The organism is Streptomyces sp. NPDC088147 (assembly GCF_044741565.1).
In the GTDB taxonomy this organism is placed as follows: domain Bacteria; phylum Actinomycetota; class Actinomycetes; order Streptomycetales; family Streptomycetaceae; genus Streptomyces.
Genome location: NZ_JBIUSY010000001.1, coordinates 628,457 through 654,940 on the forward strand (window position 1 = coordinate 628,457; position 26,484 = coordinate 654,940).

A 26,484-nucleotide genomic window follows, 5' to 3' on the forward strand; every position below is an offset into this window, starting at 1 on the left:
CGGGCCCGCGGTCCGCGAGGCTTTCACGCGCGGGGCCAGGGCCTGCCGCCGAGCCGTTCGATATCGGTGTTGAAGCGCTTCAGATACGCGGCGAAGGCAGCGATGTCCTCCTCGGGCCAGTCCGCCATGACCCGGTCCAAGGAGCGGACGATGCCCTCCCTCTCCTCGTCGAGTGCGCGCGCGCCCTCCGGCGTGAGGCGGAACTTGCGGGCCATGCCGCCGTCGGGGTCCGGGATACGCTCCGCGAATCCGGCGCGTACCGTCGCGGCCGTCTGCCGGTTCAGGGTGGAGGCGTCCAGCCCGAAGGCGTCGCTGAGTTCACCGATCGACATCGGTCCCTGCATGCGGATGCGGCTGAGCAGGATGTAGGCGCTGCGGTCCAGTACGGCGTCTTTGCGTCGGCCGCCTCTCTGGTTCAAGAACGTGTGACGGCTGAGCAGCATCTGCTCGTACTCGACCTCGTGGGTGGCGCCGGTCATGCGTATGTCGCCTCCTGCCTCTCTCGCGGGCCATTCTCGCATCGCATGTGAACGGCCCTCACTTCAACGCCGCCCACATGAATCATGCACGTAAAGTGGTCGTTGCACACAGTATGTATGATGCACAAGCTCATCTCCCCTGCTTCCCCCTTTGCACAGTCATAGGAGTCCCTGATGGACGCCCCACAGCACGCATCCCGTTCGGGTGGCGTGGTCGCCACGCTGGCGCTCGCCGGCACCACGGCGGCGATCATGCAGACACTGGTCACGCCGCTCATCGCGGAGCTGCCGCGGATCCTGCACACCACGCCCTCCAACGCCACCTGGGTCATCACCACCACCCTCCTCGTGGCGGCGGTCTGCGTTCCGGTCGTCGGCCGACTGGGCGACCTGATCGGCAAGCGCCGCATGCTCCTCGCGTGCTCGGTACCGCTCATCGCGGGCTCGGTGGTGTGCGCGCTCGCGTCCTCCGTCATCCCGATGATCATCGGACGCGGCCTCCAGGGCATGGGGATGGGCATGGTGCCGCTGGGCATCGCCCTGCTGCGTGACGTCGTTCCCGAGCAGAAGCTCAGCTCGTCCATCGCGCTGGTGAGCGCCTCCATGGGGATCGGCGGCGGCCTCGGCCTGCCGATCGCCGCGGCGGTCGCCCAGTACGCGAACTGGCGGGTGCTCTTCTGGGGATCCGCCGTACTGGCCACGGTGATCGCGGTACTGATCTGGTTCCTGATCCCGAACGTGCCGGCCGCCGCCAAGGGACAGCGTTTCGACGCGCCCGGTGCGCTCGGTCTCGGCGCCGGCCTGGTCTGTCTGCTGCTCGCCATCTCCAAGGGGGCCGACTGGGGCTGGGGTTCGGGAACCACGCTCGGCCTGTTCGCCGCCGCCGTCGTACTCCTGGCCGCCTGGGGAGCGTGGGAACTGCGTACGACCGACCCGCTGGTCGACCTGCGCACCACGGCCCGCCCCCGGGTGCTGCTCACCAACATCGCCTCGGTCTTCGTCGGTTTCGCGATGTACGCCAGCATGCTGGTGATGCCACAGCTGCTGCAGTTCCCCGAGGCGACCGGTTACGGACTGGGACAGTCGATACTCGCGTCCGGCCTGTGGATGGCACCCGGCGGCGTGATGATGATGATCGTCTCCCCGCTCGGCGGCAAACTGACCAACGCCAGCGGCCCGAAGGTCACTCTGCTCAGCGGAGTCCTGGTCATCGCCGCGGGTTACGGACTCTCGCTCGCCCTGATGGGCTCCGCGTGGGGAATCATGCTGGCCATCATGGTCATCAACAGCGGTGTGGGCCTCGCCTACGGCTCGATGCCGGCGCTCATCATGAGCTCCGTACCGCTCTCGGAGACCGCCGCCGCGAACAGTTTCAACACCCTCATGCGCTCCCTGGGCACCTCCGTCGGCGCCGCCGTGATCGGCCTGGTCCTCTCCCAGATGACGACCAGCGTCGGCGGACAGGACATCACCTCCGAGAGCGGCTTCCGTACGGGACTGCTGATCGGCTGCGGCATCGCCGTGGTCTCCGCCGCGATCGCCGCCGTCATCCCGGCCGTGCGCCACATCGCCGCCGGTCCGGACAAGACCCCGGCGGCCCCCGAGCCGGAGAAGTCCGCCGTCCAGGCGTGAGCGACACCCCGTCACCCGGTGACAGGGCTCTTCCCCGGCAGCCGGCCCGACTCGGTCCGGCTGCCGGAACGGCCGTGCGGCGGGCCGGAGTTCACCCGCGCCGTCTCACCATGAGACGCTCCATCCTTGCCTCCTCTTGACGGCCGGAAATCCTGGCAGCACTATCTGCGAACGTTTCCCGTCGCCGGAGACGTGCGCAGAAGCCGGGAAGTAAGCGGACGCAGGGGGACCGAACCGATGCCGTGGCCGAGGACGCCCGCCGGAACACCGTCGAGAGGGTGGAGCGCGCCGCGGCCGGACCGGGCCACGTACCCGACGCGGTGGCCCGTTCCCGCCGGGACGGCAGGACACGGCAGCGAGAGCCCGAGGTCCTCATGAGTCTTATCGCGTCCCGGGCCGAGGCCGACCCGGACAGCCGCGGCACCCCGCCGCCCCGCTCCCCCGCCCGGCGCAGGCAGGCCCTCGGGCTGGACCGGGGCGCGTGGTTCCTGCTCCTCCCCGCGCTGATCCCGATCCTGATACTCAGCGTGGGGCCGCTCCTGTACGGCGCCTCGCTCGCGTTCACCGACGCGCAGGCGGGACGCACGGCGGCCACCCGGTTCATCGGTCCCGACAACCTCCTCGACCTGCGTCACGACTCGCTGTTCTGGGAGTCCTTCCGCATCGGCCTCGTCTGGGCGGTGTGCGTGACACTGCTCCAGTTCGTACTGGCCCTGGGCCTCGCGCTGCTGCTCAACCAGAATCTGCGTTTCCGCTGGCTCGCCCGGACGCTGGCGCTCGTACCGTGGGCGATGCCCGAGGTCGTCGTCGGCATCATGTGGCGGCTCGTGTACCACTCCGACGCGGGTGTCCTGAACAAGACGCTCACCCAGCTCGGTCTCCTCCACGAGAACGTCGACTGGCTCGCCGACCTCTCCTACGCGCTACCCGCGGTCATCGCCGTCGGCGTGTGGGCGGGCATGCCGCAGACCACGGTCGTGCTCCTGGCCGGTCTCCAGAACGTTCCTCACGAGCTGCGCGAGGCCGCCCAGTTGGACGGCGCCGGCCTCTGGCGCCGCTTCGCCTCGGTCACCTGGCCCGCCCTCAAGCCGGTCGTCCTCGCGATCACGGCCCTGAACTTCATCTGGAACTTCAATTCCTTCGGCCTGGTGTACGTCCTCACGCAGGGAGGTCCGGGCGGGCAGACGCGTCTTCCGATGCTCTTCGCCTACGAAGAGGCTTTCAAATACGGGCAGTTCGGCTACGCCGCCGCGATGGGCCTGGTCATGGTCGCCGTGATCGCGGTCCTCCTCACCCTGTTCCTGCGCAGGAAGCTGACGGAGGACGCGGCATGAGCACGACGCCTGTCCCGCCCAAGGTCCGTGCCCTGCGCGCCGCGGGCCGCACCGGCCAGTACGTGGCACTGCTGGGCTTCCTGGTCTTCCTGGCCTTCCCGCTCCTCTGGCTGGTGTCCACGTCCTTCAAATCGCCCCAGGAGCTGGGCTCGATCGACCCGACGTGGCTGCCGACCGACGCCGGCCTCGACAACTACCGCGCCGCGTTCGACACGCAGCCACTGCTCCGCTCGGCGCTCAACAGCCTGATCGTGGCGGTCAGTTCCTCGGTGATCTCGGTGTCGATCGCCGTCCCGGCCGCGTATGTGATGGTCCGCCACAAGACGCGGGTCAGCCAGGCGGGCACCGTCTGGATTCTGGTGAGCCAGATGTTCCCGTTCGTGCTGGTGATCATCCCGCTGTTCCTGGTCCTGAAGAACCTGCACCTGATCAACAGCCTGACCGGCCTGATCATCGTGTACGTCGTCTGGAACCTGCCCTTCTCGCTGTGGATGCTCCAGGGCTACGTCACGTCGGTGCCGCGCTCCCTCGAAGAAGCCGCGGCGATGGACGGCGCGGGCCGGCTGCGGACGCTCGTCAGCGTGGTCCTGCCGCTGCTCACGCCGGGCCTGGTGGCGACGCTGATGTTCTCCTTCGTCACCGCCTGGAACGAGTTCTTCTTCGCCCTCGTGCTGCTCAAATCTCCGGAGAACCAGACGATGTCCGTGATCCTCACCCGCTTCCTCGGCACCGAGGGCGTGGTGGACCTGGGCCCGCTCGCGGCGGCCTCGGTCCTCGCGACCATCCCCAGCCTCCTCTTCTTCGCGCTGCTCCAGCGTCGGCTCGTGGACGGCATGCTCAGCGGGGCGGTGAAGGGCTGATGCGCGTCCGTACGAAGAGGCTGAGCGCCTGCGCGGCCACCGCCCTCGCGCTGGCCCTGGTCGCCGGCTGCACCGGCCCGGAGCCGGACTCCTCCGACGGCGTGATCACCCTCGACTTCCTCAGCCTGGCCTGGCAGAAGGAGTCCGTCGAGGCCAACAAGGCGCTCGTGAGGCAGTGGAACACGTCCCACCCCGATGTGCGGGTCAGATACGTACAGGGCGCCTGGGACAACATCCACGACCAGCTCCTCACCTCCTTCGAGGGCGGTGAGGCCCCTGACATCATCCACAACGACGCCTCCGACCTGACCGACTTCGCGAACGGCGGCTATCTCGCCGACCTCAGCGGCTATCTGCCGAGGACGCTGCGCGGGGACATCCCGCAGGCCTCGTGGGACACCACGGCCTACGGCAAGGGAACATACGGCGTCCCGTTCCTCCAGGAACCACGCGTCCTGATCGCCGCCACCACTCTCCTGCAACAGGCGAACGTACGCATCCCCACCCCCCGGTACCCCTGGAGCTGGGACGAGTTCGAGGACGTCAGCAAGAAGCTGACACGCGACAAGAACAACGACGGCACGAACGACCAGTACGGCGTGGCCTGGTCCATGAAGGAGCCGGTCGCCCAGTCCGTCAATCTGTCGCTGTCCACCGGCGGCAAGATCTTCTACAAGGACGCGGACGGCAAGAACGAGATCCGCTACGACAGCGCCGACTCAGCCGTCGCACAGCTGATCGACCGACAGGTCAACGACGACCGGACCGCGCCCAAGAACGGCCTCGGTATGTCGGGTTCCGACACCCTGCCCGGCTTCTTCGCGGGCCGCTACGCGATGCTTCCGCTCAACTTCTCCTTCCGCCAGCAGGTGCGGCAGCAGGCCCCCAAGGGCTTCGGCTGGACGGTCCTGCCGATGCCCAGCGGCAACGGGGAGCCGACGCAGGGCACGATCCCGCAGACCCTCTCGGTCTCCCAGGCCAGCGCGCACAAGCGGGCGGCGGCCGACTTCATCGCCTTCCTCACGCGGCCAGAACACCAGGTGCGCCTGGCACGCGGCGACTGGCTGTTGCCCACCAGCGTCGAAGCCCTGAAGGATCCGTCCCTCAACACCGAGGCGTACGGATGGAAGACCGGCGCCGACCTCGCGGCCGGCCTGCGCCCGTCCCCGGTGCTCGGAGTACGCGGCTACCCGGAGTGGAAGGACAAGATCGCCACCCCCGCCTACCAGGAGTACTACAACGGCGCGTTCGGCGTCGCGGAACTGCGCGAACGCCTGGCGGACGACGGCAACCGCATCCTCGACCGCTATCAGCGCTGACCCGGTACGCGCCTGTCGTCACCGACGCACGACAGGTGCCGACACCGACGGAACCACGGAGCCGGGCCTCTCCGGCCGGGCCGGCCCCGCTTTGCGGCCGGCACCGGCGTCCTCCATATTCGAGACAGCACTTCCACACAGCACTTCCGCACAGCTGCCTCCGCACGCACGGCCCCGCCGCCGACGGCCACGGCGCGAAGGAGCCGCGGCAGGCCGCGTTCTCATACGGCGCGGGACGGCCACCCCCAATGGTCCATCCGCCGGCTCCCAGGAGGCAGACGGCTGCCCCGCCCTCGCCGACCGCACGGTGACGTACGGACCGCCTCGGCGCCCCGGCACACGACGACCGAGCAGAAGGGGAATACCATCATGAAGATCATCGCGCTTGAGGAGGCCTTCAGCGTGCCCGGCATGGCCACCGCCGGAGCGTCCCTCCACCAGCCGACGAAATTCCGGCCCAGCGTGCTGGCCGAGTTCGAGCGCCGGCTGCCCGACTTCAACGAACTGCGCCTCAAGGACATGGACGAGCACGGCGTCGACATGCAGGTGCTGTCCCTGACCAATCCCGGCGTACAGATGCAGCCCGACGCCGCCATCGCCGTCTCCGACGCACAACTGGCCAACGACGTCCTCGCGGGCGTCGTCCAGGACCACCCCACCCGGTTCGCGGGGCTCGCCGCGATGCCCCTTCAGGACCCCGCCGCCGCTGTGCGCGAGCTGGACCGCGCCGTGAACGGCCTCGGCCTGTCCGGCGTTCTGGTCAACGGGCACACCCTGGGCCACTACCTCGACGAACCCCAGTTCCGTGTCTTCTGGGAAGCGCTCGCCGGACACGACGTGCCGCTGTATCTGCACCCCAACAGCGCACCCCTGGGCTGGTCGGTGTTCGAGGGCCGTCCCGAGCTGATCGGACCGACCTACGCGTGGACCATCGAGACCGGCGCCCACGCGCTCCGCCTGATCTGCGCCGGACTGTTCGACCAGTTCCCCACCGCCAAGGTCATCCTCGGCCACATGGGTGAGATGCTGCCCTTCCATCTGTCCCGGGTCGACACCCGGCTGTCGTACATCGACTCCGACGTGAAGCTGGCCAAGAAGCCCTCCGAGTACTTCATCGACAACTTCCACATCACCACCAGCGGCGTCATGGCCACCAGCGCTCTGTTGGGGGCGGTCCTCGCGATCGGTATCGACAACATCTGTTTCGCCATCGACTACCCGTACGAGTCGAGCACCCAGGCCACCGATTTCCTCCGCGGCCTCCCCCTCAGCGACGCCGATCTCGGCAAAATCGCCCACGGCAACGCCGAGCGTCTCCTGCACCTCGGCTGACAGCCGGACCGGTGGTCGCCCCGGGGTCCGGCCCGCGGTCCGCCGGCACGCCGGGTCACGGCCAAAAGGCGCCCTTGCGCGGCGAGTTGAGGCCCCCGATACTCCCGAGCAACGCCGGCCGGGGGCGCGCGGTCCGGCCGGAGTGCACGGCCACCCACGCCGCGCCTCACGGGCCCGTACGCCTCGGAGGGCCCCCGATTCCCGGGAGAACGCCAAGTGAGGATCAAGCGCACCTCTCACCGCGCCCGCACACCCAGACGCCCGCGTCTGCTCGCCGTCGCCACGGGCCTGGCCGCCGCCGTGGCGCTCGCGGTCCCCGCGGCGAGCGCCGGGACCGTCACCGACGCGTCCGGCGCGAGCGTGCTCGCCGCCGCCGGTGACGCGGTCCTGGACGCCGGTGTGGCGGGCACCGCCTGGTACGCCGACCCCGCGTCCGGCACCGTGGTCGTCACCGCGGACAGCACCGTCACCGCCGCGCAGACCGCCGCGATCGAACGGGCAGCGGGCCCGCACGCCGGTGCGCTGCGCATCGAGCGCACCGCCGGCCGGCTCTCCACCCAGCTCTCCGGCGGCGATGCCATCTACTCCGCGGGCGCGCGCTGCTCGGCCGGGTTCAATGTCGTCAGCGGCGGTACGTACTACCTCGTGACCGCGGGACACTGCGCCCGCGCCGGCTCGACCTGGTACGCCAACTCCGGGCTGACCACGGTCATCGGCCCCACCGTGGGGTCCAGCTTCCCCAACCACGACTACGGCCTCGTGCGCTACACCTCCGCGGTGCCCGCGTCCGGCACGGTCGGAAGCGTCGACATCACCGGCGCGGCCCATGCCACCATCGGTATGGCCGTCACCTTCCGCGGCGCGGTCTCCGGCGTCGTCAGCGGCGTGGTCACGGGCCTCAACGCCACGGTGAACTACGGCGGCGGCGACATCGTCAACGGCCTGATCGTCACCAACATCTGCACACAACCGGGCGACAGCGGTGGCGCGCTCTACGCGGGCAACCGTGCCATCGGTGTGCTCTCGGGCGGCAGCGGAAACTGCGCGAGCGGCGGAACGTCGTTCTTCCAGCCGATCATTCCGGTACTGAACGCGTACGGCGTCAGCGTCTACTGACCGCCCCACGTCGCGTGGAACGCCGACCGCCCCCCGCGCTGGGCGCGGGGGGCGGTGCGGCAACGGCAGTGCGGATCAGAAGTCGAGGAAGCCGAACCAGCCCGCGATCTCGAACGCCGAGTGGTCGGCCTCGGTGATTCCCGCGTCGCCGCCCAGGTTGTGGTAGTGACCCGTGCCGCCCGCCGCCTCGAAGCCGCCCGCCGCGGCGGTCACTTCGTGACCTTCCCCGGCGAACGCCGAACTGGCGCCGCCCAGCAGAGCGGTGGTGGCGAGGGCGGTGGCGGCGAGCGCCGTACGGATACGCATGTGAGCTCCCTACGTCAGGTGAAGCGAACATCGGATGCATGCCCTGGTATACCGCCTTTTCCGCGAAATCCCAGACTATGTCACCCGCTCAGCCCATCAGAACAGGACAAACAGCTCGCACTGTGATTACGGGACCCCCGGGTCCAAACGCCGAGGTCCGGCATCCGGCCAGGGCAGCCGGTCAGTCAGGTGGCGTGCCAGCCGGACCAGTGGGCCACCGCGATCTCCACCACGGGTCCTTCCGGCGGGCGGTCGGCGTACTGCCGCCGGTACTTGCGCGTGAGCAGGCTTACGTACCGCGCGGACACCTCCGATCCCCCGGCCGGCGGCAGCACGGTGGCTGTTCCGTCCGCGCGCGCCCACCACAGGCGGTCCCAGTCCTCGTCGTAGCCGTCGACGAGGAGGCAGACCCCGGGGTGGGCCCGGATGTTGGCCAGCCGCTTCAGCCGCGCCGACCGCTTCGGCTTGTGGTCCACGGCGAAGGCCAGGGTGTCACCGGTGAGGGCGAAGACGGCGGGGACCAGGTGCGGGCGGCCGGCGGCGTCGACGGTCGCGAGACGGGCGATCCGGGCACGGGCGAAGTACTCCCGGGCCAGGCCGCTCGTCATCCTCGGCACGGCGGGATCCGCCGGCTCACCGGAAGCGTTCCGCTACGGCGGCGAGTTCGTCCAGATACGACAGCGTCCCGGCCTCGGGCATCGTCGGCAGATACAACAGCACTCGTTCCACATCGAGCTGTGCGTACTGCTCGACGAGCTCGGATTCCTTCCTCACCCCGTAGACGGTCACCGGCACCTCCCGGCCCGCGACGCTTCGCATCCGGTGGATCCTCGGCCCCAGCTCCTCGGGCGGCATGCTGTTGGCCAGCCAGGCGTCACCGAAGGCGGCCACCCGGTGGAAGGCACCCTCGCCGCCGCCCACGTAGATGGGCGGGTGCGGACGCTGGACCGGCTTCGGCCAGGAGTAGACGGGGTCGAAATCGACGAACTCCCCGTGGAACTCGGCCTTGTCCTTCGTCCACAGCTCGCGGATGGCCCGCAGCCGCTCGTCCACGAGGCGGCCCCGGGTGCGCGGGTCCGTGCCGTGGTTCTCCATCTCCTCCTCGTTCCAGCCGACGCCGACGCCGAAGACCGCCCTCCCGTCGGAGACGAGGTCCAGGGACGCCACCTCCTTGGCCGTGATGATCGGGTCCCGCTGGACCACCAGCGCGATGCCGGTGCCCAGCAGGATCCGTTCGGTGACCGCGGCGGCGGCGCTGAGCACGACGAACGGGTCGAGAGTGCGGTAGTACATCTCCGGCAGTTCGCCGCCGCCGGGGTACGGCGACCGGCGCTCCACCGGGATATGGGTGTGTTCGGCGATGAACAAGGAGTCGAGTCCTCGCTCCTCGATGGCGCGCCCCAGCGTGGTGGGCGCGATGCCCTGGTCGGTGATGAAGGTCGATACACCGAACTTCACAGCGGCTCCCTCGGATTCCGGGTTCTCGGGGGTTGCGGAACGGTCGCGGGTTCAGCGGAACGGTCGCGGGTCCACAGGACCCGCGCACCCGCGATCAAGGGCCACGTACCCCCGACGGCCCCGGCACAACAATCCGTACGGCCGACCGGGCGATCGGCGTGTGCCGCGGCACGGCCGCACCGCCTCCGCACGCGTCGGGCCCCGGGAGGAGGGCCTCCGGCAAGGGCTTTGCCTTTCGCCGGACGGGTCGTTATGGTTTCACACGGCCTTGTTGTCTCCGATTGAGGTGGACGTTGCGCATCTGAGGTTCGCGATCACCGCGCCGTACGGCTCTCGCCGTACGCCTGTCACGTCGTAGCGGCTTTCTGTGCCGCCCGTGACGCCCGCGTGGATGCGACCTCGGTGCATGGGCCGTCCTCCCCGTCCCTCGGACCGCCGCACTCTCCCCTTTTCCCGGTTTGGTCGCCGCGTGGTGCTCGCCCACGAAGCCCCCCGTCCACCGCGCTTTCGACTGCGAGAATCCCCATGGCGACACCCACCACCCCCACGGCCTCCCTGACCTGCTCCGCCCTGTCCTTCCAGTGGCCCGACGGCACCACCCTCTTCGACGGGCTGTCCCTCACCATCGGCCGGGGCCGCACCGGTCTCGTCGGCGCCAATGGCGCGGGCAAGTCCACACTGCTGCGGCTGCTGGCCGGCCGGCTGCGCCCCGCCCAGGGGTCGGTCGGCGCGAGCGGCAGCCTCGCGTACCTTCCCCAGAACGTCACCCTCGACACCGCGCTGCGCGTCGACGAGGCTCTGGGCATCGCCGAGCGGCGGGACGCGCTGCGCGCCATCGAGGCCGGGGACGTCCGCGAAACACACTTCGAGACGATCGGCGACGACTGGGACGTGGAGGAACGGGCCCTGGCGACACTGGGCTCCCTCGGCCTCGGCGATGTCGAGCTGGACCGCACCGTGGGCCAGATGTCCGGTGGGGAGACCGTCCTGCTGCGACTGGCCGCCGCGCTGCTGGAGCGTCCCGGCATCCTCCTGCTGGACGAACCGACCAACAACCTCGACCTGTCCGCGCGCCGCAGACTCCATGAGGCCGTCGACTCCTGGCGCTCCGGTGTGCTCGTCATCGTCAGCCACGACCTCGAACTGCTCGAACGCGTGGACCGTATCGCCGAGCTGCGTGCCGGATCCGTGAGCTGGTACGGCGGCGGCTGGTCCGCCTATCAGGAAGCCCTGGCCACCGAACAGGAAGCGGCCGGGCGGATGCTGCGGGCCGCCGAGGCGGACGTACGCCGGCAGAAACGCGAGCTGGAGGAGACCCAGGTGAAGCTGGCCAGGCGGCAGCGGCACAGCAAGAAGATGGACGCCCAGCGGCGGGCCCCGAGGATCGTGGCGGGCGAACGGAAGCGTTCCGCGCAGGAGTCGGGGGACAAGCTGCGCGGCCTTCAGGAGGACAGGCTGCATGAGGCGCGCCAGCGCCGGGAGGAGGCGGCGGACGCGGTCCGTCACGACGCGGAGATCCGCGTGAGCCTCCCTCGTACGGCCGTGCCCGCGGGCCGCACCGTGCTGAGCCTGCGCGAGCTGCGTCCCCGGTTCGGGGGGCTGCGCGAGGGGAACCTCCAGGTGCACGGGCCCGAACGGATCGCGCTGGTCGGGCGTAACGGCGCGGGCAAGACCACCGTACTGCGCACCCTCACCGGGGAGTTGGCTCCGCTGGCAGGGGAGGCCAGGACGTTCGTGCCACTGCGGTTTCTGCCACAGCGCCTGGATGTGCTGGACGACGAGCTGAGCGTCGCGGCGAACGTGGCCCGGATGGCTCCCGGGGTGACCGACAACCACATCCGCTCCCAGCTCGCGCGATTCCTGTTCAAGGGCGCGCGCGCCGAGCAGCCCGTGGGCACTCTCTCGGGCGGAGAACGCTTCCGCGCCACGCTCGCGGCGATGATGCTCGCCGCGCCGGCCCCCCAACTGCTGATGCTGGACGAGCCGACCAACAACCTCGATACGGCCAGTGTGCGGCAGCTGACGAGCGCGCTCGCGTCGTACGAGGGCGCGCTCCTGATCGCCAGCCACGATCTGCCGTTCCTCGAGGCGGCCGGCATCACCCGCTGGCTGCTCCTCGCGGATGAGCTTCAGGAAACCACCGCGGAGGAGGTCCGCGGCCTGTTGGAGGCGCCGTCGCCCGGCTGACGCGGTCACCGGGGCGCACCACCGGCGGGTGCGCCCCCAGCGCCACCGGCTCCCCCGCTCAGGTCTTGCGGATCGCGGCGAGCAGAGCCGGTGAGTGGTACGCCGTCGAGGGGCCGGAGAGCCAGGATTCGAGGTCCGGCGGCTGGGGACGCGCGCCGCCGAGCGCGTAGAGGCCCACCAGGAGCAGCGCGCCGATCACGATGATCGCGAGTGTGATCGTCACGGCGAGGTGGAAGCCGTGCGCCAGACCCGTGGTCAGGGCGAGGTGCAGCAGCACGGGCCCGACCAGGAACGCCGCCTCCGACCGCAGCAGTTCGACGAGCGCGAAGGTCGGGCCGATCTGTGCCGACGGTACGGAGAAGCCGGCCAGGAAGAGTCCCGGCGTCACGCCCGCGCCCGCACCGAAGCCCAGGAAGAGCGCGGCGACGGGGACGACCGAGGAGGCGTTCGCCGTGGACACGGTCAGCAGGACGGCGGCGCCGATGGCCACGCTGACCGTGCCGGACAGGGCCAGATACGGGGTCCAGCGGGTCGACACCAGCCGCCGGAACAGGACGGCGGCCACGAACACGCCGAGGATCTGGGGCGTGATGAGGACCCCGACACGCAGCGGGGCGTAGTGCGCCTCCCGCGTCAGATAGACCTCGGTGAGTTCCAGGAGCGAGGTGAAGCACGCACCGACGAGCATCGCGTTGACCGTCCCGACGACCGGCAGTGTGTTGCTGATGGGCCGTACCGGCATCAGCGGACGGGCCTTGCGGTACTGGCCTCCCACCAGAAGCATTCCGCAGATCAGCCCGCAGACGACCGGCACGAAGAACTCGGGGTCGCTGAACGAGCCGCGGGTCAGCCATGAGACGCCGAAGAACGGCAGTGTGGTGGTGCCGAACGCGAGGGGGATCGCGGACCAGTCGAACCGCGCCCGGCGGGCCGGTGGTTCATTGCCCTCGAACGTCAGGGCCCCGACGGTCAGGCCGATCGCCGCCAGCGCGGCGAGGCCCGCGAACAGCGCCCGCCAGCCGCCCAGACTGCCGACGAGCCCGCCCACCAGCGGCCCGAAGGCCACCATGCCGAACAGCCCGAGACTGACGACGGCCGCGGTCGTCCGAAGCCGTCCGATGGGGTGCCCGGTGACCAGTGGGGGCAGCGCCGCGACCAGCAGCATCCCGGTGCACAGGCCCTGGATCACCACACCGGCCGTGAACAGGCCGACGCCCGGTGCGCTGAGCGCCAGCACCGAACTCAGCACGAACGCCGTCTCGGCGATGAGGTAGATCCTGCGCCGCGCGACCCGCTGGACGAGGTCCGCGGCGAGCACCGCGCCGAACGCGTACGCCGCGTTCGACATGCCGCTTGCGAGCTGGAGCTCGAACGCGGTGGCGCCGATGTCCCCCATGATCTGCGGTTCCGCCAGGGCGGTGGCGGTGGTGAGGATCAGATACGGGCTCAGCGCGAGCAGTGAGAGCGCCACCGCCGCCGGATAGCGCCCGGCCAGCGGAATACGGCTGAACAGACGCGGCGAGGGTGTGCTGAACCGCAAGGACGCCTCCGGGGCGAGAGGGAAGGGCCGCGGACCGTCGCGCGCGCCGGACACCGGCCTCCGTGCCGTCCTCGTGGTGCGACGCCCGAGGTCCGGCCGGGCCGCCGGCTCAGCGTACGTCCGTACACCGCGCGCCCCGGCCTGACACGCCCGCGCCGGGACACGCCCCGGGAACCCGTCGGTGTTCCTCCCGGTCTCCCCCGTGCTCCTCAGCGACGGTCGCTAGGAGGTGACGTCCGGCCTCGTTGTCGCCCGGTCGATCGCCGCCACGACATGTGCGGCGAGCGCGTCCGTGTACGGCAGCAGATCGTCCCAGCGCTCCTCCTCGTCTCCGAGGTAGACGGCTCGCGCGCGTGCCAGCGGCGGGCGGTGCTCGGCCGGGAGCCGTGCGAGTGCCCACGCGGCGGCGGCGTCCTTGGAGGCGACCGATCCGGTCGCGACGGTCATCCAGACCCGGGCGAGCGTCAGAAGGACGTTGCGGGTGTCGGATCCCAGCTCGGCGAGCAGGTCCGGTACGCCGTCGACGATCCCGCGGACGAGGTCCTCGTGCGGGACGGGGGCGAGTACGTCGCCCGGCGGCGGGCCGGTCAGCGGGGCCTGTCCGAGCAGCACCATCGTGATCAAGGGGGCCAGATCGGGGCTCGGCACCGGCGAGGGCGTCAGGCCCCGCTCGTATGCCTCGCGCAGCCACTCCCCGTACTGGAAGTCGCAGCGCGGCGGGTAGCTCCACGGGTTGACGTCGGATTGGACGACGACGGTCAGCTCGACGGGACGGGCGGGGCCGTGCCGGGCCTTCTGGCCGGAGATCTCCAGCAGCCCGTCGACAAGTGCCCGCCGCTCCCGTGGTGTTGTGGGCCGGCGGACGACGACGAGCACATCGATGTCGCTGTGGGGCCGCAGGCCGCCGAGCACGGCGGAGCCGTGCAGGTAGCCGCCGACGACGTCCGCGCCGAGCACCTGCCGCACCACGCCGACGATGTCTTCGGTACCTGGGCCTGTCACTGGCGTCCCTTCGTACGCGACACGGCCGCGGCGACGGCCGGGAGGACCGCGTCGTCCGCATCGTAGGCAACCGGCGGCCACGGGCCCACCGGATTTCCCGGCGGGACGGCGCCCGGCGGTGGTGGCGCGCCCGTCAGTCCCCCAGCTCCGCGACGGCCGCCAGCAGCCGGTCCACGTCCGAGCGGTCGTTGTAGTGCACCAGCCCGGCCCGTACCGCGCCGCCGGTGTCCCGCAGCCCCAGCGCGCCGGCCAGTTCCCAGGCGTAGCAGTGCCCGTCCCAGACGTTCACCCCGCGTCCGGCCAGCCACGCGGAGACCTCTCCGGGCGTGCGGCCCGCCACCCGGAAGTAGGCGGTCGCGGTCCGGTGCGCGGGCTCGCCATAGAGCGTGACGCCGGGCAGTTCCGCCAGCCCCCGCCGCATCACGGCGAACAGCTCCCGCTCGGACGACTCGACGGCGGCCATCGAGCGGAGCAGCCGCTCGCGCCGGTTTCCCGGGGCGGGTCCGGCGAGTGCGGCCAGATGGTCGACGGCGGCCGTGACTCCGGCCAGGTCCGCGAAGGGCGCCGTGCCGGTCTCGAACCTGGACGGCACCGCGGCGGGCGAACAGATCAGCTTGTCCGGGCTCAGGGACTCCAGCAGCCGCGGGTCCGCCGCCACCGCGCCGATATGCGGACCGGACCACTTGTAGGCGCTCGTCGCGTAGAAGTCCGCGCCCAGCCGTATGACGTCGACGGGGCCGTGCGGGGTGGCGTGGACCCCGTCCACGAACGTCAGGGCGCCGACCGCGTGCGCCTTGGCGGTGATGGCCGGGACATCGGGCCGGGTACCGAGGATGTTGCTGGCCGCCGTCACCGCCACCAGGCGGGTACGGTCGCCCAGCAGGGCGTCGTACTGCTCCACCGGGAGTTCGCCCGTCGCCGGGTCGGCCTCGGCCCACCGTACGACCGCGCCCGCGCGGGCCGCCGCCTGGAGCCACGGCCGGATGTTCGCGTCGTGGTCGAGCCGGGAGACCACGATCTCGTCGCCGGGCCGCCAGGTCGAGGCGAGTGCCTGGGAGAAGCGGTAGATGAGCGACGTGGTGTTCGGGCCCAGGACGATGCCCTCGGGGACCCCGCCGACCAGGTCCGCGACCGCCAGGCGGCACGCGGCGACGATCTCCCCCGCGCGCCGGCTGGCCGCGAACGAGCCGCCCACGTTGCCGATCCCGGACCGGTAGGTGTCCGTGATCGCGTCGATGACGGCGGTCGGCACCTGCGTGCCGGCCGCGCCGTCGAGATACGCCGTACCGTCGCTGAGCGCGGGATAGGACGCGCGTACCGCCGCCACGTCGAAGGTCATTGCCGTCGGCTCCTCTCGCTGGTGACTCGTGCCGCCCCAGCCTGGCGTGGACCGGGCCGTACGGGAAGTGCCGGGTCCGGTCCGGAGCGTGTCACTCCGCGAGCGCGGCTGCCAGCAGATCGTGTGTCTCCTGGTCGAAGGCGATGAGCCGGACGCGCTCGACAGAGGTCGGCGAGGATCTGACGGTGGCGACGGCGATCCGCGCCGCCTTCTCCGCCGGGAACCCGTACACACCGGTGGCGATGGCCGGAATGGCGAGGGTCCTGACGCCCAGTTCGTCGGCGACTTCGAGGCAGCGGCGATAACAGGAGGCGAGGACCTCGGCCTCGTCGTGCTGTCCGCCTCTCCAGACCGGGCCGACGGTATGGATCACATGCGTGATCGGTGGGTCGAGGTCGAACGCGGGGGTCGCCTTGGCGTCGCCCGGCCGGCAGGGCCCGATCGCGGCGCCCGCCTCGGCGAGCCGCGGCCCGGCGGCCCGGTGGATCGCGCCGTCCACGCCGCCTCCGCCCCTCAGCGACTCGTTCGCCGCGGCGACGATGGCATCCACGTCCTGGCGCGTGATGTCGCCCTGCACGACCTCGATCGGAGTCATGCGCCCGATGATGTCACCCGGGCCTGGCGCGTTCCTCCGCGGCGCTAACGCGAGGTGGGATCAGGGCCGGCCCAGAAGCCGTCCATGGGGTACGGGGTGGCGGCGGCGATCAGCCGGCGGGCCGTGAGGTGGGCCTTGTCCTCGGCCTTCTCGACGCTGCCCACGGCGTGTCCGGCGATCGCTCCCTCGTAGACCAGCAGGAGCTGGTCCACGAGCAGGCCGGGATCGGGCGCGCCCGTCGCCTCCGCGAGCTCCAGCATCCTGGCGCGCAGCGCCCGCTTGTGGGCCGCGGTCACGGAGCGGGCCGGGTGCCGCGGGTCGGCCAGCTCGACCATGGCGTTGACGAGCGCGCAGCCGCGGAAGCCCGGCGACGAGGCCGCCCACGACCGCAGTGCGTCGAAGACGGCGAGGAGCCGGGCGCGCGGGTCTTCGCCCGCGTCGTCGACACACTGGTCGAGTGTCAGCTGCCAGCGGACGTGGCGTCCGTCGAGGTAGGCCAGGAAGGGAGCGGTGTCCATGGTGTTCTCCTCAGCGGGTTTCGGTGGCACCGGCGTATCGACCCCTGACGGCCGGCTCCGAGAGGTCGCAGGCTAATGGGTATAGTTGATTTATCCGGTTACCCTAGCATGGAGTAAGGCTTGAAGATTCCTTTTTCCGATTACAAGCTGGGGGCGGGCGTAGCGACCGATCTGGTCAACACCTCACCCGTGGTCCGTACGGGCCTGGGCGAGATCCTCACCGGCCCCGCCGCGCTGGCGCTCTTCCTGGCGGAGCACGACGTCCGCCCCGACGCCCTGGCCGACGGCCGGCGGCCGGACGACGCCGACCTCGACCAGGTACGCGCCCTGCGCGGGGAGATCCGCGCCATTCTGGAGGCCGGCTCCGAGGAGCACGTCGTGGAGGCCGCGAGCGCGCTGGTCGGGCGGGGAGGCATCGGTCCTTCCCTGTACCGCGACGCCGGGAACCGCTGGCAGTGGTACGTCGCGACCTCACCCGGTACGTCCGTCGCCGACGAGTTGGCCGTCCTCATGGGCACCGGGCTGCTCGGTGCCCTGCGGACGTTGAGCCATGACCGGTTCCGCCGCTGCGCCTCACCGGTGTGCGAGGGGATGTTCGTCGACACCAGCAAGGCCGGGCGCCGTCGCTACTGCATGCCGGAGGTGTGCGGCAACCGGCTCAACGTGGCCAGCCACCGCGCCCGCAGGCGGGAGAGCACCCGCCGCCCCGGCTCCCGGGCCGAAGGCGGCACGGACAGCGGGTGAGGCGCCGGTCGCGCCGACGGCCCGGCACGTCAGGAGCGGCCCCGGGGACGCCCGCCCGCGCGTAGTGCCAGGGCCGCGAGGGCTTCCGGGGCGCCGCTCTGGCCGCGTATTCCGGGAAACGCGTTGATGTCCACGATCAGCGGGGTGCCGTCGCCCGCGTCGATCACATCGACTCCGTACACGTCCAGCGCGAAGACGGAACCGACCGTGCGCACCACGTCCTGCCAGCCGTGCGGGAGATCACCGAGTGCGAGCGGCAGTGTCGGGCCCTGCCCGCCCTCGGCCAGTTCGGAGCGGCGCAGGGCGGCGAAGACCCGGCCGTCGATCGCCCAGAGCTTGTGGTCCCAGCCGCTGTTCTCCGTGAACTCCTGCACCACGACCGGCTCCTGGGCCCAGCCGGAGCGCAGTCCGCGCAGTCGCGCGGCGTTGTCGACCCGGGTGACGAGGTCGTGGCGCCGGCTGTGCCTGCTCTTGACCACCAGGGGGTACGGCAGGTCCCGTTCGTCGGCGAGTTCGGCCAGGCTCGCCACGGTCCGGGTGGCCGCGAACGGCAGCCCGGCGTGCCGGGCCAGACCGGCCATCGCCGTACGGTCCTGGCAGAGCGTGGTCGCCGCCACCGAGTTCAGCACCCGGGCCCCGCGCTCCTCGAACGATCCGGCCAGGGCCAGCGACCGCGGTGTGTGTGCCTTCAGCAGGTAGACGTCGGCGAGCGGGCCCGGAGCCGCCGGGTCACCCGGCGCGCCGTCGCCCTCCGTCCCGGGGTCGATCGTCTCCACCCGGTGGTGGGGCGTCAGCAGCGCGGTGGTGGCCGCCAGCAGCGGGTGATCGGGCCGGGACGTGATCAGACAGATCCTCATCCGGCCTCACCCGCCGTCGCGGGTATCCGGAACGGAACCCCGGCGGATGTCAGGAGTGACACCGGACCCGGAACGGGGACCGACTCGCAGACGGGGCCGGGCATCGTGCCGAACACCGGCCCGGCCACCGGCTCCGGCGGCGGGAGCGGGCCAACTGCCGCCGTGCCCGGGGCGCTGCCGCCCGTACGGGCCAGATCGAGGACCGCCCTCGCCACGCGCGCCACCGCGTCCGGCACACACCGGAAGCTCGGGAAGTCGTTCACATCGACGATGACCGGACCGTCCGGGCCCAGCAGCACATCCACACCGAACAGATCGAGCCCGTAGACCTCACCGGCCTCGGCGACCATCCCCGCCACCTCCGCGGACAGCGGCACGGACCGCTCCCGCCGCGGCGCGCCGGGATGGAGCGGCGAGGACCGCTCCGTCGCGAACAGTTCGCCGCCCACCCCGTACACCTTCAGATCGACGCCCGAGTTGGGGATGTACGGCTGGGCGATCAGCATCCCCTCCTCCGAGAGCCCGGCGCTCGCCGCCGGCGAATCCGGTGACCGCACCAGCCGCACCCCCCGTCCGGAACTCCCCTCGGCGGGCTTGACCACCAGCGGGAACGCCGCCGCGGGAAGCTCCGCCAGCAACTCGGGGCGTGCGACGGCGTATGTCTCCGGAACCGGCAGCCCCCGGCCGCGGCCGATCACCGCCGCCACCACCTTGTCCCGTACGCCTCGGATCGACCGGGCGTCGTTCACCGTCGTCAGTCCGACCGCCGCGGCGGCCTCCAGCAGCGCCAGCCCCGGGCCCCCGGACACGGTCTTCAGTACCCACGCGTCATGTCCGCCCGCCCGTACGACCTCGGACAACCGCAGCAGTGACGTGCCCGGCCGCACCACGTCCACCCGGTGCCCCCACACGGCGAGCTGACGGATCACCTCCACCGGCATGCCGTCGAACCGGTACTGCTCCTCCACGACAAAACAGAGCCTCATCGACCCTCCCCGCAACCCCCGGACGCCAACGGGCGGCTGACATCTCGAAGACCATGATCTGCCACACCGTAACCGGGCCCCTCGCCAGCCCCGCCCGCCCCACCCGCCTCGGGGGAGGGTGTCCCCCGGAGCGGGCACCGCGTGCCGCCGGGTACCGGTGGGGCGCCGGGGCCGGGCGCCGCCCCTGGGCCGGCCGGACTGTAACCGTATGTAACCGCAGGTGACCTCCGGTCTCCTCACTGATCTCCGCACTGATCTCCGCACTGATCCGTACGTCGTCCGTCTGGAGGCGGACGGGGCGGGCGCTCGTAGACTGTTTCCTTGAAGGCCGTTTCGTCCTCAGGCGATGGTGATGGCATGGCGAACCCGACGATCTTGACCGTCGACGACGATCCGGCGGTCTCCAGGGCGGTCGCCCGCGACATCCGGCGCAGATACGGCGGCCGGTACCGGGTCGTGCGCGCCGCCTCCGGGGCAGAGGCACTGGAGGCGCTGCGCGAGATCAAGCTGCGCGGTGAACGGCTCGCGGTCATGCTCGCCGACTACCGGATGCCGCAGATGAACGGCATCGAGTTCCTCGAAGCGGCGATGGACCTCTTCCCGCTCGCGCGGCGGGTGCTGCTGACCGCGTACGCGGATACGGGCGCCGCCATCGACGCGATCAATGTCGTCGATCTGGACCACTACCTGCTCAAGCCGTGGAACCCGCCGGAGGAGCATCTGTACCCGGTGATCGACGAGCTGCTCGACGCCTGGGCGACCACCCCGGACCCGGGCATCACCGAGACCCGGGTGGTGGGGCACCGCTGGTCGGCTCCGTCCTTCGCCGTGCGTGACTTCCTCGCCCGCAATCTGGTGCCGTACCGGTGGCTGCCGGCCGACGAGCCCGAGGGCGCCAGGCTGCTGGCCGCCGCCGGGGTGGCCCCCGCCGACGTACCGCTGGTGGTGACCGCCGACGGCACGTCGCTGGTGGCACCGGCCGAGGGCGAGCTGGCCGCGCATGTCGGCCTGAGCACCATCCCCACCTCGGACTTCTACGATCTCGTGGTGGTCGGCGGCGGACCCGCCGGGCTCGGCGCCGCTGTGTACGGCGCGTCCGAGGGGCTGCGTACGGTCCTGGTCGAGCGCGAGGCGACCGGCGGGCAGGCGGGACAGAGCAGCAGGATCGAGAACTACCTCGGGTTCCCCGACGGCGTCTCCGGGGCCCAGCTGACCGACCGGGCCCGCCGCCAGGCGCTGAAGTTCGGCGCCGAGATCCTCAGTGCCCGCGAGGTCGTCGGGCTGGACGCGGCGGGATCGGGCCGGGTGGTGCGGTTCGGGCAGGGCAGCGCCATCACCGCCCATACGGTGGTGCTCGCCACCGGCGTCTCGTACCGCCGCCTGGCGACCTCCAGCCTGGACGAGTTCACGGGGGCGGGGGTCTTCTACGGGTCCACCGTCACCGAGGCGACCACCTGCTCGGGCGAAGACGTGTATCTGGTGGGCGGCGCCAATTCGGCGGGGCAGGCGGCCGTGTATCTCTCCCGCTACGCACGGCGGGTGCACCTGCTGATCAGGGGCGCCGAGCTGACCCGTTCCATGTCCCGGTACCTGATCGAGCAGATCGGCGACATCGACCATATCGTCGTGCACCCCTGGACCGAGGTGGTCGGCGGGAAGGGCGACGGCCACTTGCAGCAGCTCACCCTGCGGGACGTCCGCTCGGGGGCGACGGACTCCGTCGACTCGTCCTGGCTGTTCGTCTTCATCGGCGCCGAGCCGCGTACGGAGTGGCTGGACGGCGTGGTCGAGCGCGACGCGCGGGGGTTCGTGATCACCGGCCCCGACCTGGTGGCCGACGGGCAGCGGCCGGCCAACTGGCCGCTGCCACGCGACCCGTACCACCTGGAGTCCAGCGTGCCGGGGGTGTTCGCGGCCGGTGATGTGCGTGCCGCGTCGCTCAAACGTGTCGCCTCCGCCGTCGGTGACGGCGCGATGGCCATTTCCCTGGTCCACCGCTACTTGGAGTCACAGTGAGCGCTTCGAACCGTTTGACGCCGACGGAACTGCGCACCCTGTTCCTGTTCGAGGCGCTCGACGAGAGCCAGCTGGCCTGGCTGTCGGAGCGGGGCAGAGTGGAACAGCGGACGGGCGGGAGCGCCGTCTACAACGAGGGTGAACCGGCCACCTGCTTCTTCGTGCTGCTCGGTGGTGCGGTGACGCTCAGCAGGCGGCTGCACGGCGACGACATCGAGGTCACCAGGACCGACCGGCGCGGTGTCTACAGCGGGGCGACGCAGGCGTACCTCGGTGACCGTGTCGACCAGGTCTATCCGAACACGCTGCGGGCCGTCAGCGACGCGGAGTTCTTCGTCCTGCCGGCCGATGAGTTCGCCACGGCCATACGCACCTGGTTCCCGATGGCGCTCCATCTGCTGGAGGGGCTCTTCTTCGGCTCGCGTGCGGCGGACACGATCCTGGGCGAGCGGGAGCGGCTGGTCGCGCTGGGCGCGCTGTCCGCCGGGCTCACCCATGAACTCAACAATCCGGCCGCGGCGGCGGTGCGAGCCACTGAGGCGCTGCGCGAGCGGGTGACCGGTATGCGGCACAAACTCGCCCTGATCGCGGACGGCCGGCTGGACGGCACGCGGCTGCGCGGACTGGTGGAGCTCCAGGACGCGGCGGTCAAGCAGGCCGCCGCGGCCTCTCCCCTGTCGGCGCTGGACGCCTCGGACGCCGAGGACGAACTGACCGACTGGCTGGAGGAGCACGAGGTGGCCGGCCCCTGGGACGTGGCGTCCGTCCTGGTCTCCGGAGGGGTCAATGTGCCCTGGCTGGAGGCCGTCGCCGAGGCGGTGGGCGAGGACCATCTGGACTCGGCGGTGCGCTGGCTGGCGTACACCATCGACACCGAGCTGCTGATGGGGGAGATCGATGACGCCGTGACCCGGGTCTCGGACCTGGTCGGGGCGGCCAAGCAGTACTCCCAGCTGGACCGGGCGCCCCATCAGGCCGTGGATGTGCACGCGCTGCTCGACGCCACGCTGACGATGATGCGGGCGAAGATCCCCGCCGGGATCCGGGTGGTCAAGGAGTACGACCGTACGCTGCCGCCTGTCCCGGCGTTCGGCGCCGAGCTGAACCAGGTGTGGACGAACCTGATCGACAACGCGGTCGACGCCATGGAGGGCGAGGGCACGCTCACGCTGGGCACGCGGCGGGAGGGCGACCGGCTGTTCGTGGAGGTGACGGACACGGGGAGCGGTATCCCGCCGGAGGTCAGGCCGCGGATCTTCGAACCGTTCTTCTCCACCAAGTCGGTGGGCGAGGGCACCGGCCTGGGTCTGGACATCTCGTACCGCATCGTCGTCAACAAGCATCACGGCGACATCAGAGTGGAGTCGCGGCCGGGCCGTACCCGGTTCCAGGTGTGTCTGCCGATCACGCAGGCCGCCGACTCGTCCGATCCGGCCGGCCCGACCGATCCGGCCGCCGACTCCTCGGATTCCGCCGGCCCGGCTGCCGGGGGCTGACCTTCGCCGGGCGCCGGCCCTGTCCCCCGCGGACCGGCAACCTTTCCGTCCCCGTCGGCGACAAGAGGGTGAAGTGCCCCGGGCGCACAGCGCCCGTCCCCCTCCCTCTCCTCGCCCTCGAAGGGACACACCGGTATGTCCTCGATCATCAGCCGGCGCCGCCTGGCGGCCCTGTTCGCCTCCACCGTCGCCGTCGCCGCCCTCGGCGCGATACCGCAGCACTCCGCCGCCGCCGCGGAGACCACGCCCGTCGGGTTCGGCGCGGGCACCACCGGAGGCGGCGGCGCGACGCCCGTCACGGTCAGCACACTCGCCGCGTTCACCTCCGCCGTCGCGGACGACTCCGCGAAGGTCGTCCGGGTCTCCGGGCTGATCACGCTCAGCGGCCAGGTCGACATCGGCTCCAACACCACGGTCCTGGGGGTGGGTTCGGCGTCGGGCTTCACCGGTGGCGGACTGCGCGTCAAGGAATCGGCCAATGTCATCATCCGCAACCTCCGGATCAGCAATCCCGTCGCGCCCGCGGACGGCATCACCGTGCAGAAGTCCACGAAGGTGTGGATCGATCACAACGCCTTCTCGGCGGACCGCGACCACGACAAGGACCACTACGACGGTCTGCTCGACATCTCCCACGCGTCCGACCAGGTCACGGTGTCCTGGAACACATTCAAGGACCACTACAAGGGATCGCTCGTCGGGCACAGCGACAAGAACAGCGGTGAGGACACCGGGCACTTGCGCGTGACGTACCACCACAACCACTTCAGCAACGTCTACTCGCGCATCCCGAGCCTGCGCTTCGGCACCGGCCACTTCTACGACAACTACGTCCAGGGCGCCGAGACCGCCTGCCACTCCCGGATGGGGGCGCAGATGCTGGTCGAGAACAACGTCTTCCGCGACACGAAGGTCGCGGTGACCACGAACCGCAGCAGCGATGTGGACGGCTACGCGGTGCTGCGCGGAAACGACCTCGGGGGCGCCGCCACCGAGGTCTCGCAGACGGGGTCCTTCACCGCGCCGCCGTACAGCTACACGGCGGAACCGGCGTCGAGCGTCGTCGCCTCGGTGACGGCGGGCGCCGGCACGGGGAAGATCTGACACCCCGCGAGGGCTTCCCGTACCGGGCCGGCACCGGAAAACGGCTTCCCCGGCGGGACGGCGGCATGACAGGGTCGGCCGGTGAACGCATCCCGATGTGAGCTGCTGCGCCGGCAGTTCGACCTCACCTGGCAGCTCTTCGACTACCACCTGGAGCGGCTGGAGCCCGCGGACTTCCTGTGGGAGCCGACGTCCCACTGCTGGACGGTACGGCAGGGCGCCGACGGGACATGGGTGCCGGACTGGGCGGAGACCGAACCCGACCCCGTCCCCGTCCCCACGATCGGCTGGCTGAGCTGGCACATCGGGTGGTGGTGGAGCGTGACCGTCGATCACGCGCGGGGACGGACGCCACGGGAGCGGGAGGACGTGCGGTGGCCGGGTGACGGTGAGGCGGCCATCGCCTGGCTGCGCGCCCTCCGTGCGGAGTGGCTGGCGGTGCTCGACCGGCTCACCGACACCGGCCTGGACGCCACCGCCCCCTTCCCGTGGCAGAACGACCCCGGGCACACCGTCGCCGATATGGCCGGCTGGGTGAATTCCGAGCTGATGAAGAACGTCGCCGAGATCGGCCAGCTCCGGCTGCTGCGCGCGGCGTCCGCGGACACGCCCCGGCCCCTGTCCGGGTGTCCCTGAGCCGGTTTGCCGAGTCGGCAAGGAAACTTGCCCATGGCCCGGTCACGGCGACATGGTCGTGTCGTGACGGCGGCGCCGGCCACAGCGGCGCTCGCCACGGGGAGGCGCTGACAGGCGGCTTCCCCGCCGTGGTGCGCCGTCGCACGGCCAACGCAGAACGCACGAGGAGGACGCATGACTCAGCCCGCTCAGGTACTGGACGTGACACACCGGCTGGTGGATGTTCCGGGCGGCCGGATCCATCTGGTGGAGCAGGGCACCGGCCCCCTCGTTCTGCTGATCCACGGGTTCCCCGAGTCCTGGTACTCCTGGCGCCACCAGCTCCCGGTGCTCGCCGCGGCCGGGTTCCGGGCGGTGGCCGTCGATGTCAGGGGATACGGGCGCTCGTCGAAGCCCCAGGACATCGAGGCGTACCGGATGCTGGCCCATGTCGCCGACAACGTCGGTGTCGTGCGGGCGCTCGGCGAGGAGACCGCCGTCGTCATCGGCCATGACTGGGGATCGACCATCGCCGCCCATACGGCGCTGCTCAGGCCCGATGTCTTCACCGCCGTGGGGCTGCTCAGCGTTCCCTACGCGCCGCGCGGGGGTTTCCGGCCGACGGACGCCTTCTCCCTGATGGGCGGCCCCGAAGAGTTCTACGTCAGCTACTTCCAGCGGCCCGGCCGGGCGGAGGCGGAGATCGAACGCGATGTGCGCGGCTGGCTGGCGGGGTTCTACGCCGCGCTCTCGGGCGACGCGGTCCCCCCGGCCGACGGGGGCGACCCGCACTTCGTCCCGGCGGGCGGCAAGCTCTCGGACCGCTTCCCCGACGCCGCCCTGCCGTCGTGGCTCGGCGAGGCCGATCTCGATGTCTACGCGGCCGAGTTCGAGCGTACGGGGCTGACCGGAGCGCTCAACCGCTACCGCAACATGGACCGGGACTGGGAGGATCTCGCCGCGTGGGACGCGGCGCCGATCACCCAGCCGTCGCTGTTCATCGGCGGTGCGCTCGACGCGTCCACGACATGGCTGGCCGACGCGATCGCGGCGTATCCCACCACCCTGCCCGGTCTGGTCTCCTCGCACATCCTCGACGGCTGCGGGCACTGGGTGCAGCAGGAACGCGCCGACGAGGTCAACCGGCTGCTGACCGACTGGCTGCGGGCTCTGCCGGCGACGGCACGGAGCTGACGGGCCATCACCGCGGTCCGTCACCGGAAGTCGTCACCACAGGCCGTCGCCGGGGACCGGGCTCCGCGCCCCTCGCCGGGCGTGCGCCGGAGGTCGACCAGCCGTACCTCAAGCGTGCGATGAGAGAGCGGCACGCCTCAACAGCACACTAAAAGGTTGTTTCAACCCCTATCAGGCCGCATTTCTCATATTTGCGTTCAAGCCGGGGATAACGCCTCCCATCAGGTGCTGAGAGGAGGTGTGAGCCATGCGCCGTATTTCGATCAACGCCCAGGCAGTGTCCCGTTCCGACCGGGCCGGACTGCCGTGGAGCTGGCGGTGGTACTACGCGTAACCGGCCACTCGCCCGTGTTCGCGCGCCGGGGCCGGAGTCCGCAGGGGCTCCGGCCCTCCAGGGCCCACCGTCCGCCGGCCCCTCCGTCCGCCGGCGCCGCTCATACACCGGTCACACCGGA

Annotated in this window: 24 protein-coding genes; 13 read left to right on the forward strand and 11 right to left on the reverse strand. The window is 71.1% G+C overall.

Going from position 1 to position 26,484, the window contains the following annotated elements; translation table 11 throughout:
- Positions 1-23: 23 nt before the first annotated feature.
- Entirely contained in the window at positions 24-479 is a 456-nt protein-coding gene (locus tag ACIOGX_RS02405) for a MarR family winged helix-turn-helix transcriptional regulator (RefSeq protein WP_129768622.1), read from the reverse strand.
- A gap of 174 nt (positions 480-653) precedes the next feature.
- Here ACIOGX_RS02405 and ACIOGX_RS02410 point away from each other — a divergent pair, with 174 nt between their 5' ends.
- The 6 genes from ACIOGX_RS02410 to ACIOGX_RS02435 all read left to right on the forward strand — a co-directional run bounded on the left by ACIOGX_RS02410 (position 654) and on the right by ACIOGX_RS02435 (position 8,072).
- Positions 654-2,111: an MFS transporter gene (locus ACIOGX_RS02410; RefSeq protein ID WP_401909589.1), complete on the forward strand. Its 1,458-nt coding sequence runs from the start codon at positions 654-656 to the stop codon at positions 2,109-2,111.
- A gap of 374 nt (positions 2,112-2,485) precedes the next feature.
- Positions 2,486-3,445 (forward strand): carbohydrate ABC transporter permease, encoded by a 960-nt coding sequence (locus tag ACIOGX_RS02415; protein ID WP_383970021.1) that lies wholly within the window; start codon positions 2,486-2,488, stop codon positions 3,443-3,445.
- Entirely contained in the window at positions 3,442-4,305 is an 864-nt protein-coding gene (locus tag ACIOGX_RS02420) for a carbohydrate ABC transporter permease (protein WP_384771906.1), read from the forward strand. Before ACIOGX_RS02415 ends, ACIOGX_RS02420 begins: the two co-directional genes overlap by 4 nt.
- On the forward strand, positions 4,305-5,624 hold the full coding sequence (locus ACIOGX_RS02425) for an ABC transporter substrate-binding protein (protein ID WP_401909593.1): 1,320 nt from the start codon (positions 4,305-4,307) through the stop codon (positions 5,622-5,624). Before ACIOGX_RS02420 ends, ACIOGX_RS02425 begins: the two co-directional genes overlap by 1 nt.
- Before the next feature lie 369 nt (positions 5,625-5,993).
- Positions 5,994-6,956 (forward strand): amidohydrolase family protein, encoded by a 963-nt coding sequence (locus ACIOGX_RS02430; protein WP_401909596.1) that lies wholly within the window; start codon positions 5,994-5,996, stop codon positions 6,954-6,956.
- 216 nt (positions 6,957-7,172) lie between these two features.
- On the forward strand, positions 7,173-8,072 hold the full coding sequence (locus ACIOGX_RS02435; RefSeq protein WP_356509796.1) for a S1 family peptidase: 900 nt from the start codon (positions 7,173-7,175) through the stop codon (positions 8,070-8,072).
- Positions 8,073-8,147: 75 nt separating this feature from the next.
- On the opposite strand, the gene ACIOGX_RS02440 is transcribed toward ACIOGX_RS02435, so the two are convergent.
- The 3 genes from ACIOGX_RS02440 to ACIOGX_RS02450 all read right to left on the reverse strand — a co-directional run bounded on the left by ACIOGX_RS02440 (position 8,148) and on the right by ACIOGX_RS02450 (position 9,836).
- Entirely contained in the window at positions 8,148-8,378 is a 231-nt protein-coding gene (locus tag ACIOGX_RS02440; protein WP_356509794.1) for a hypothetical protein, read from the reverse strand.
- A gap of 185 nt (positions 8,379-8,563) precedes the next feature.
- Positions 8,564-8,995: a TIGR03668 family PPOX class F420-dependent oxidoreductase gene (locus ACIOGX_RS02445; RefSeq protein ID WP_356509792.1), complete on the reverse strand. Its 432-nt coding sequence runs from the start codon at positions 8,993-8,995 to the stop codon at positions 8,564-8,566.
- A 16-nt stretch (positions 8,996-9,011) separates the two neighbouring features.
- Complete coding sequence (locus tag ACIOGX_RS02450; protein WP_401909599.1) at positions 9,012-9,836, reverse strand: LLM class F420-dependent oxidoreductase; 825 nt, start codon at positions 9,834-9,836, stop codon at positions 9,012-9,014.
- Positions 9,837-10,361: 525 nt separating this feature from the next.
- Here ACIOGX_RS02450 and ACIOGX_RS02455 point away from each other — a divergent pair.
- The gene (locus tag ACIOGX_RS02455) at positions 10,362-12,023 is read left to right on the forward strand and encodes an ATP-binding cassette domain-containing protein (protein ID WP_401909602.1); all 1,662 of its coding nucleotides are present in this window, start codon (positions 10,362-10,364) and stop codon (positions 12,021-12,023) included.
- Positions 12,024-12,081: 58 nt separating this feature from the next.
- On the opposite strand, the gene ACIOGX_RS02460 is transcribed toward ACIOGX_RS02455, so the two are convergent.
- The 5 genes from ACIOGX_RS02460 to ACIOGX_RS02480 form a co-directional block, all read right to left on the reverse strand.
- The gene (locus ACIOGX_RS02460) at positions 12,082-13,563 is read right to left on the reverse strand and encodes an MFS transporter (RefSeq protein WP_401909604.1); all 1,482 of its coding nucleotides are present in this window, start codon (positions 13,561-13,563) and stop codon (positions 12,082-12,084) included.
- A gap of 222 nt (positions 13,564-13,785) precedes the next feature.
- Positions 13,786-14,565, reverse strand: a complete 780-nt coding sequence (locus ACIOGX_RS02465; RefSeq protein ID WP_401909607.1) for an aminoglycoside adenylyltransferase family protein — start codon at positions 14,563-14,565, stop codon at positions 13,786-13,788.
- 133 nt (positions 14,566-14,698) lie between these two features.
- Positions 14,699-15,904: a cysteine desulfurase-like protein gene (locus tag ACIOGX_RS02470; RefSeq protein WP_356509782.1), complete on the reverse strand. Its 1,206-nt coding sequence runs from the start codon at positions 15,902-15,904 to the stop codon at positions 14,699-14,701.
- A gap of 91 nt (positions 15,905-15,995) precedes the next feature.
- Positions 15,996-16,499: an O-acetyl-ADP-ribose deacetylase gene (locus ACIOGX_RS02475; protein ID WP_401909610.1), complete on the reverse strand. Its 504-nt coding sequence runs from the start codon at positions 16,497-16,499 to the stop codon at positions 15,996-15,998.
- Between the two features lie 44 nt (positions 16,500-16,543).
- Complete coding sequence (locus ACIOGX_RS02480; protein WP_401909612.1) at positions 16,544-17,017, reverse strand: TetR family transcriptional regulator C-terminal domain-containing protein; 474 nt, start codon at positions 17,015-17,017, stop codon at positions 16,544-16,546.
- 120 nt (positions 17,018-17,137) lie between these two features.
- On the opposite strand from ACIOGX_RS02480, the gene ACIOGX_RS02485 reads away from it, so the two are divergent.
- Positions 17,138-17,761: a CGNR zinc finger domain-containing protein gene (locus tag ACIOGX_RS02485; protein ID WP_401909615.1), complete on the forward strand. Its 624-nt coding sequence runs from the start codon at positions 17,138-17,140 to the stop codon at positions 17,759-17,761.
- A 29-nt stretch (positions 17,762-17,790) separates the two neighbouring features.
- Here ACIOGX_RS02485 and ACIOGX_RS02490 read toward each other — a convergent pair whose 3' ends face one another.
- Together ACIOGX_RS02490 and ACIOGX_RS02495 are read right to left on the reverse strand one after the other, a co-directional pair.
- Entirely contained in the window at positions 17,791-18,618 is an 828-nt protein-coding gene (locus tag ACIOGX_RS02490) for a RimK family alpha-L-glutamate ligase (RefSeq protein WP_401909618.1), read from the reverse strand.
- A complete protein-coding gene (locus tag ACIOGX_RS02495; protein ID WP_401909620.1) occupies positions 18,615-19,604 on the reverse strand; it encodes a RimK family alpha-L-glutamate ligase in 990 nt (329 codons plus the stop codon). Before ACIOGX_RS02495 ends, ACIOGX_RS02490 begins: the two co-directional genes overlap by 4 nt.
- Before the next feature lie 357 nt (positions 19,605-19,961).
- On the opposite strand from ACIOGX_RS02495, the gene ACIOGX_RS02500 reads away from it, so the two are divergent.
- The 5 genes from ACIOGX_RS02500 (at position 19,962) to ACIOGX_RS02520 (ending at position 26,029) form a co-directional block, all read left to right on the forward strand.
- On the forward strand, positions 19,962-21,620 hold the full coding sequence (locus tag ACIOGX_RS02500; protein ID WP_356509771.1) for an FAD-dependent oxidoreductase: 1,659 nt from the start codon (positions 19,962-19,964) through the stop codon (positions 21,618-21,620).
- Positions 21,617-23,116, forward strand: a complete 1,500-nt coding sequence (locus tag ACIOGX_RS02505) for an ATP-binding protein (protein ID WP_401909623.1) — start codon at positions 21,617-21,619, stop codon at positions 23,114-23,116. Before ACIOGX_RS02500 ends, ACIOGX_RS02505 begins: the two co-directional genes overlap by 4 nt.
- 135 nt (positions 23,117-23,251) lie before the next feature.
- Positions 23,252-24,220 carry a polysaccharide lyase family 1 protein gene (locus ACIOGX_RS02510; RefSeq protein ID WP_401909625.1) on the forward strand — a complete coding sequence of 323 codons (969 nt, stop codon included), beginning with the start codon at positions 23,252-23,254 and terminating at the stop codon, positions 24,218-24,220.
- 81 nt (positions 24,221-24,301) lie between these two features.
- Positions 24,302-24,856, forward strand: coding sequence for a DinB family protein (locus ACIOGX_RS02515; RefSeq protein WP_401909627.1), 555 nt, complete (start codon positions 24,302-24,304; stop codon positions 24,854-24,856).
- Between the two features lie 174 nt (positions 24,857-25,030).
- Positions 25,031-26,029 (forward strand): alpha/beta fold hydrolase, encoded by a 999-nt coding sequence (locus ACIOGX_RS02520; protein ID WP_401759128.1) that lies wholly within the window; start codon positions 25,031-25,033, stop codon positions 26,027-26,029.
- Positions 26,030-26,484: the final 455 nt, after the last annotated feature.

Coding starts and splice junctions, on each gene's coding strand:
- ACIOGX_RS02405 (WP_129768622.1), bottom strand. CDS start 479: ATGACCGGCGCCACCCACGAGGTCGAGTACGAGCAGATGCTGCTCAGC.
- ACIOGX_RS02410 (WP_401909589.1), top strand. CDS start 654: ATGGACGCCCCACAGCACGCATCCCGTTCGGGTGGCGTGGTCGCCACG.
- ACIOGX_RS02415 (WP_383970021.1), top strand. CDS start 2,486: ATGAGTCTTATCGCGTCCCGGGCCGAGGCCGACCCGGACAGCCGCGGC.
- ACIOGX_RS02420 (WP_384771906.1), top strand. CDS start 3,442: ATGAGCACGACGCCTGTCCCGCCCAAGGTCCGTGCCCTGCGCGCCGCG.
- ACIOGX_RS02425 (WP_401909593.1), top strand. CDS start 4,305: ATGCGCGTCCGTACGAAGAGGCTGAGCGCCTGCGCGGCCACCGCCCTC.
- ACIOGX_RS02430 (WP_401909596.1), top strand. CDS start 5,994: ATGAAGATCATCGCGCTTGAGGAGGCCTTCAGCGTGCCCGGCATGGCC.
- ACIOGX_RS02440 (WP_356509794.1), bottom strand. CDS start 8,378: ATGCGTATCCGTACGGCGCTCGCCGCCACCGCCCTCGCCACCACCGCT.
- ACIOGX_RS02455 (WP_401909602.1), top strand. CDS start 10,362: ATGGCGACACCCACCACCCCCACGGCCTCCCTGACCTGCTCCGCCCTG.
- ACIOGX_RS02470 (WP_356509782.1), bottom strand. CDS start 15,904: ATGACCTTCGACGTGGCGGCGGTACGCGCGTCCTATCCCGCGCTCAGC.
- ACIOGX_RS02475 (WP_401909610.1), bottom strand. CDS start 16,499: ATGACTCCGATCGAGGTCGTGCAGGGCGACATCACGCGCCAGGACGTG.
- ACIOGX_RS02480 (WP_401909612.1), bottom strand. CDS start 17,017: ATGGACACCGCTCCCTTCCTGGCCTACCTCGACGGACGCCACGTCCGC.
- ACIOGX_RS02490 (WP_401909618.1), bottom strand. CDS start 18,618: ATGAGGATCTGTCTGATCACGTCCCGGCCCGATCACCCGCTGCTGGCG.
- ACIOGX_RS02495 (WP_401909620.1), bottom strand. CDS start 19,604: ATGAGGCTCTGTTTTGTCGTGGAGGAGCAGTACCGGTTCGACGGCATG.
- ACIOGX_RS02500 (WP_356509771.1), top strand. CDS start 19,962: ATGGCGAACCCGACGATCTTGACCGTCGACGACGATCCGGCGGTCTCC.
- ACIOGX_RS02510 (WP_401909625.1), top strand. CDS start 23,252: ATGTCCTCGATCATCAGCCGGCGCCGCCTGGCGGCCCTGTTCGCCTCC.
- ACIOGX_RS02520 (WP_401759128.1), top strand. CDS start 25,031: ATGACTCAGCCCGCTCAGGTACTGGACGTGACACACCGGCTGGTGGAT.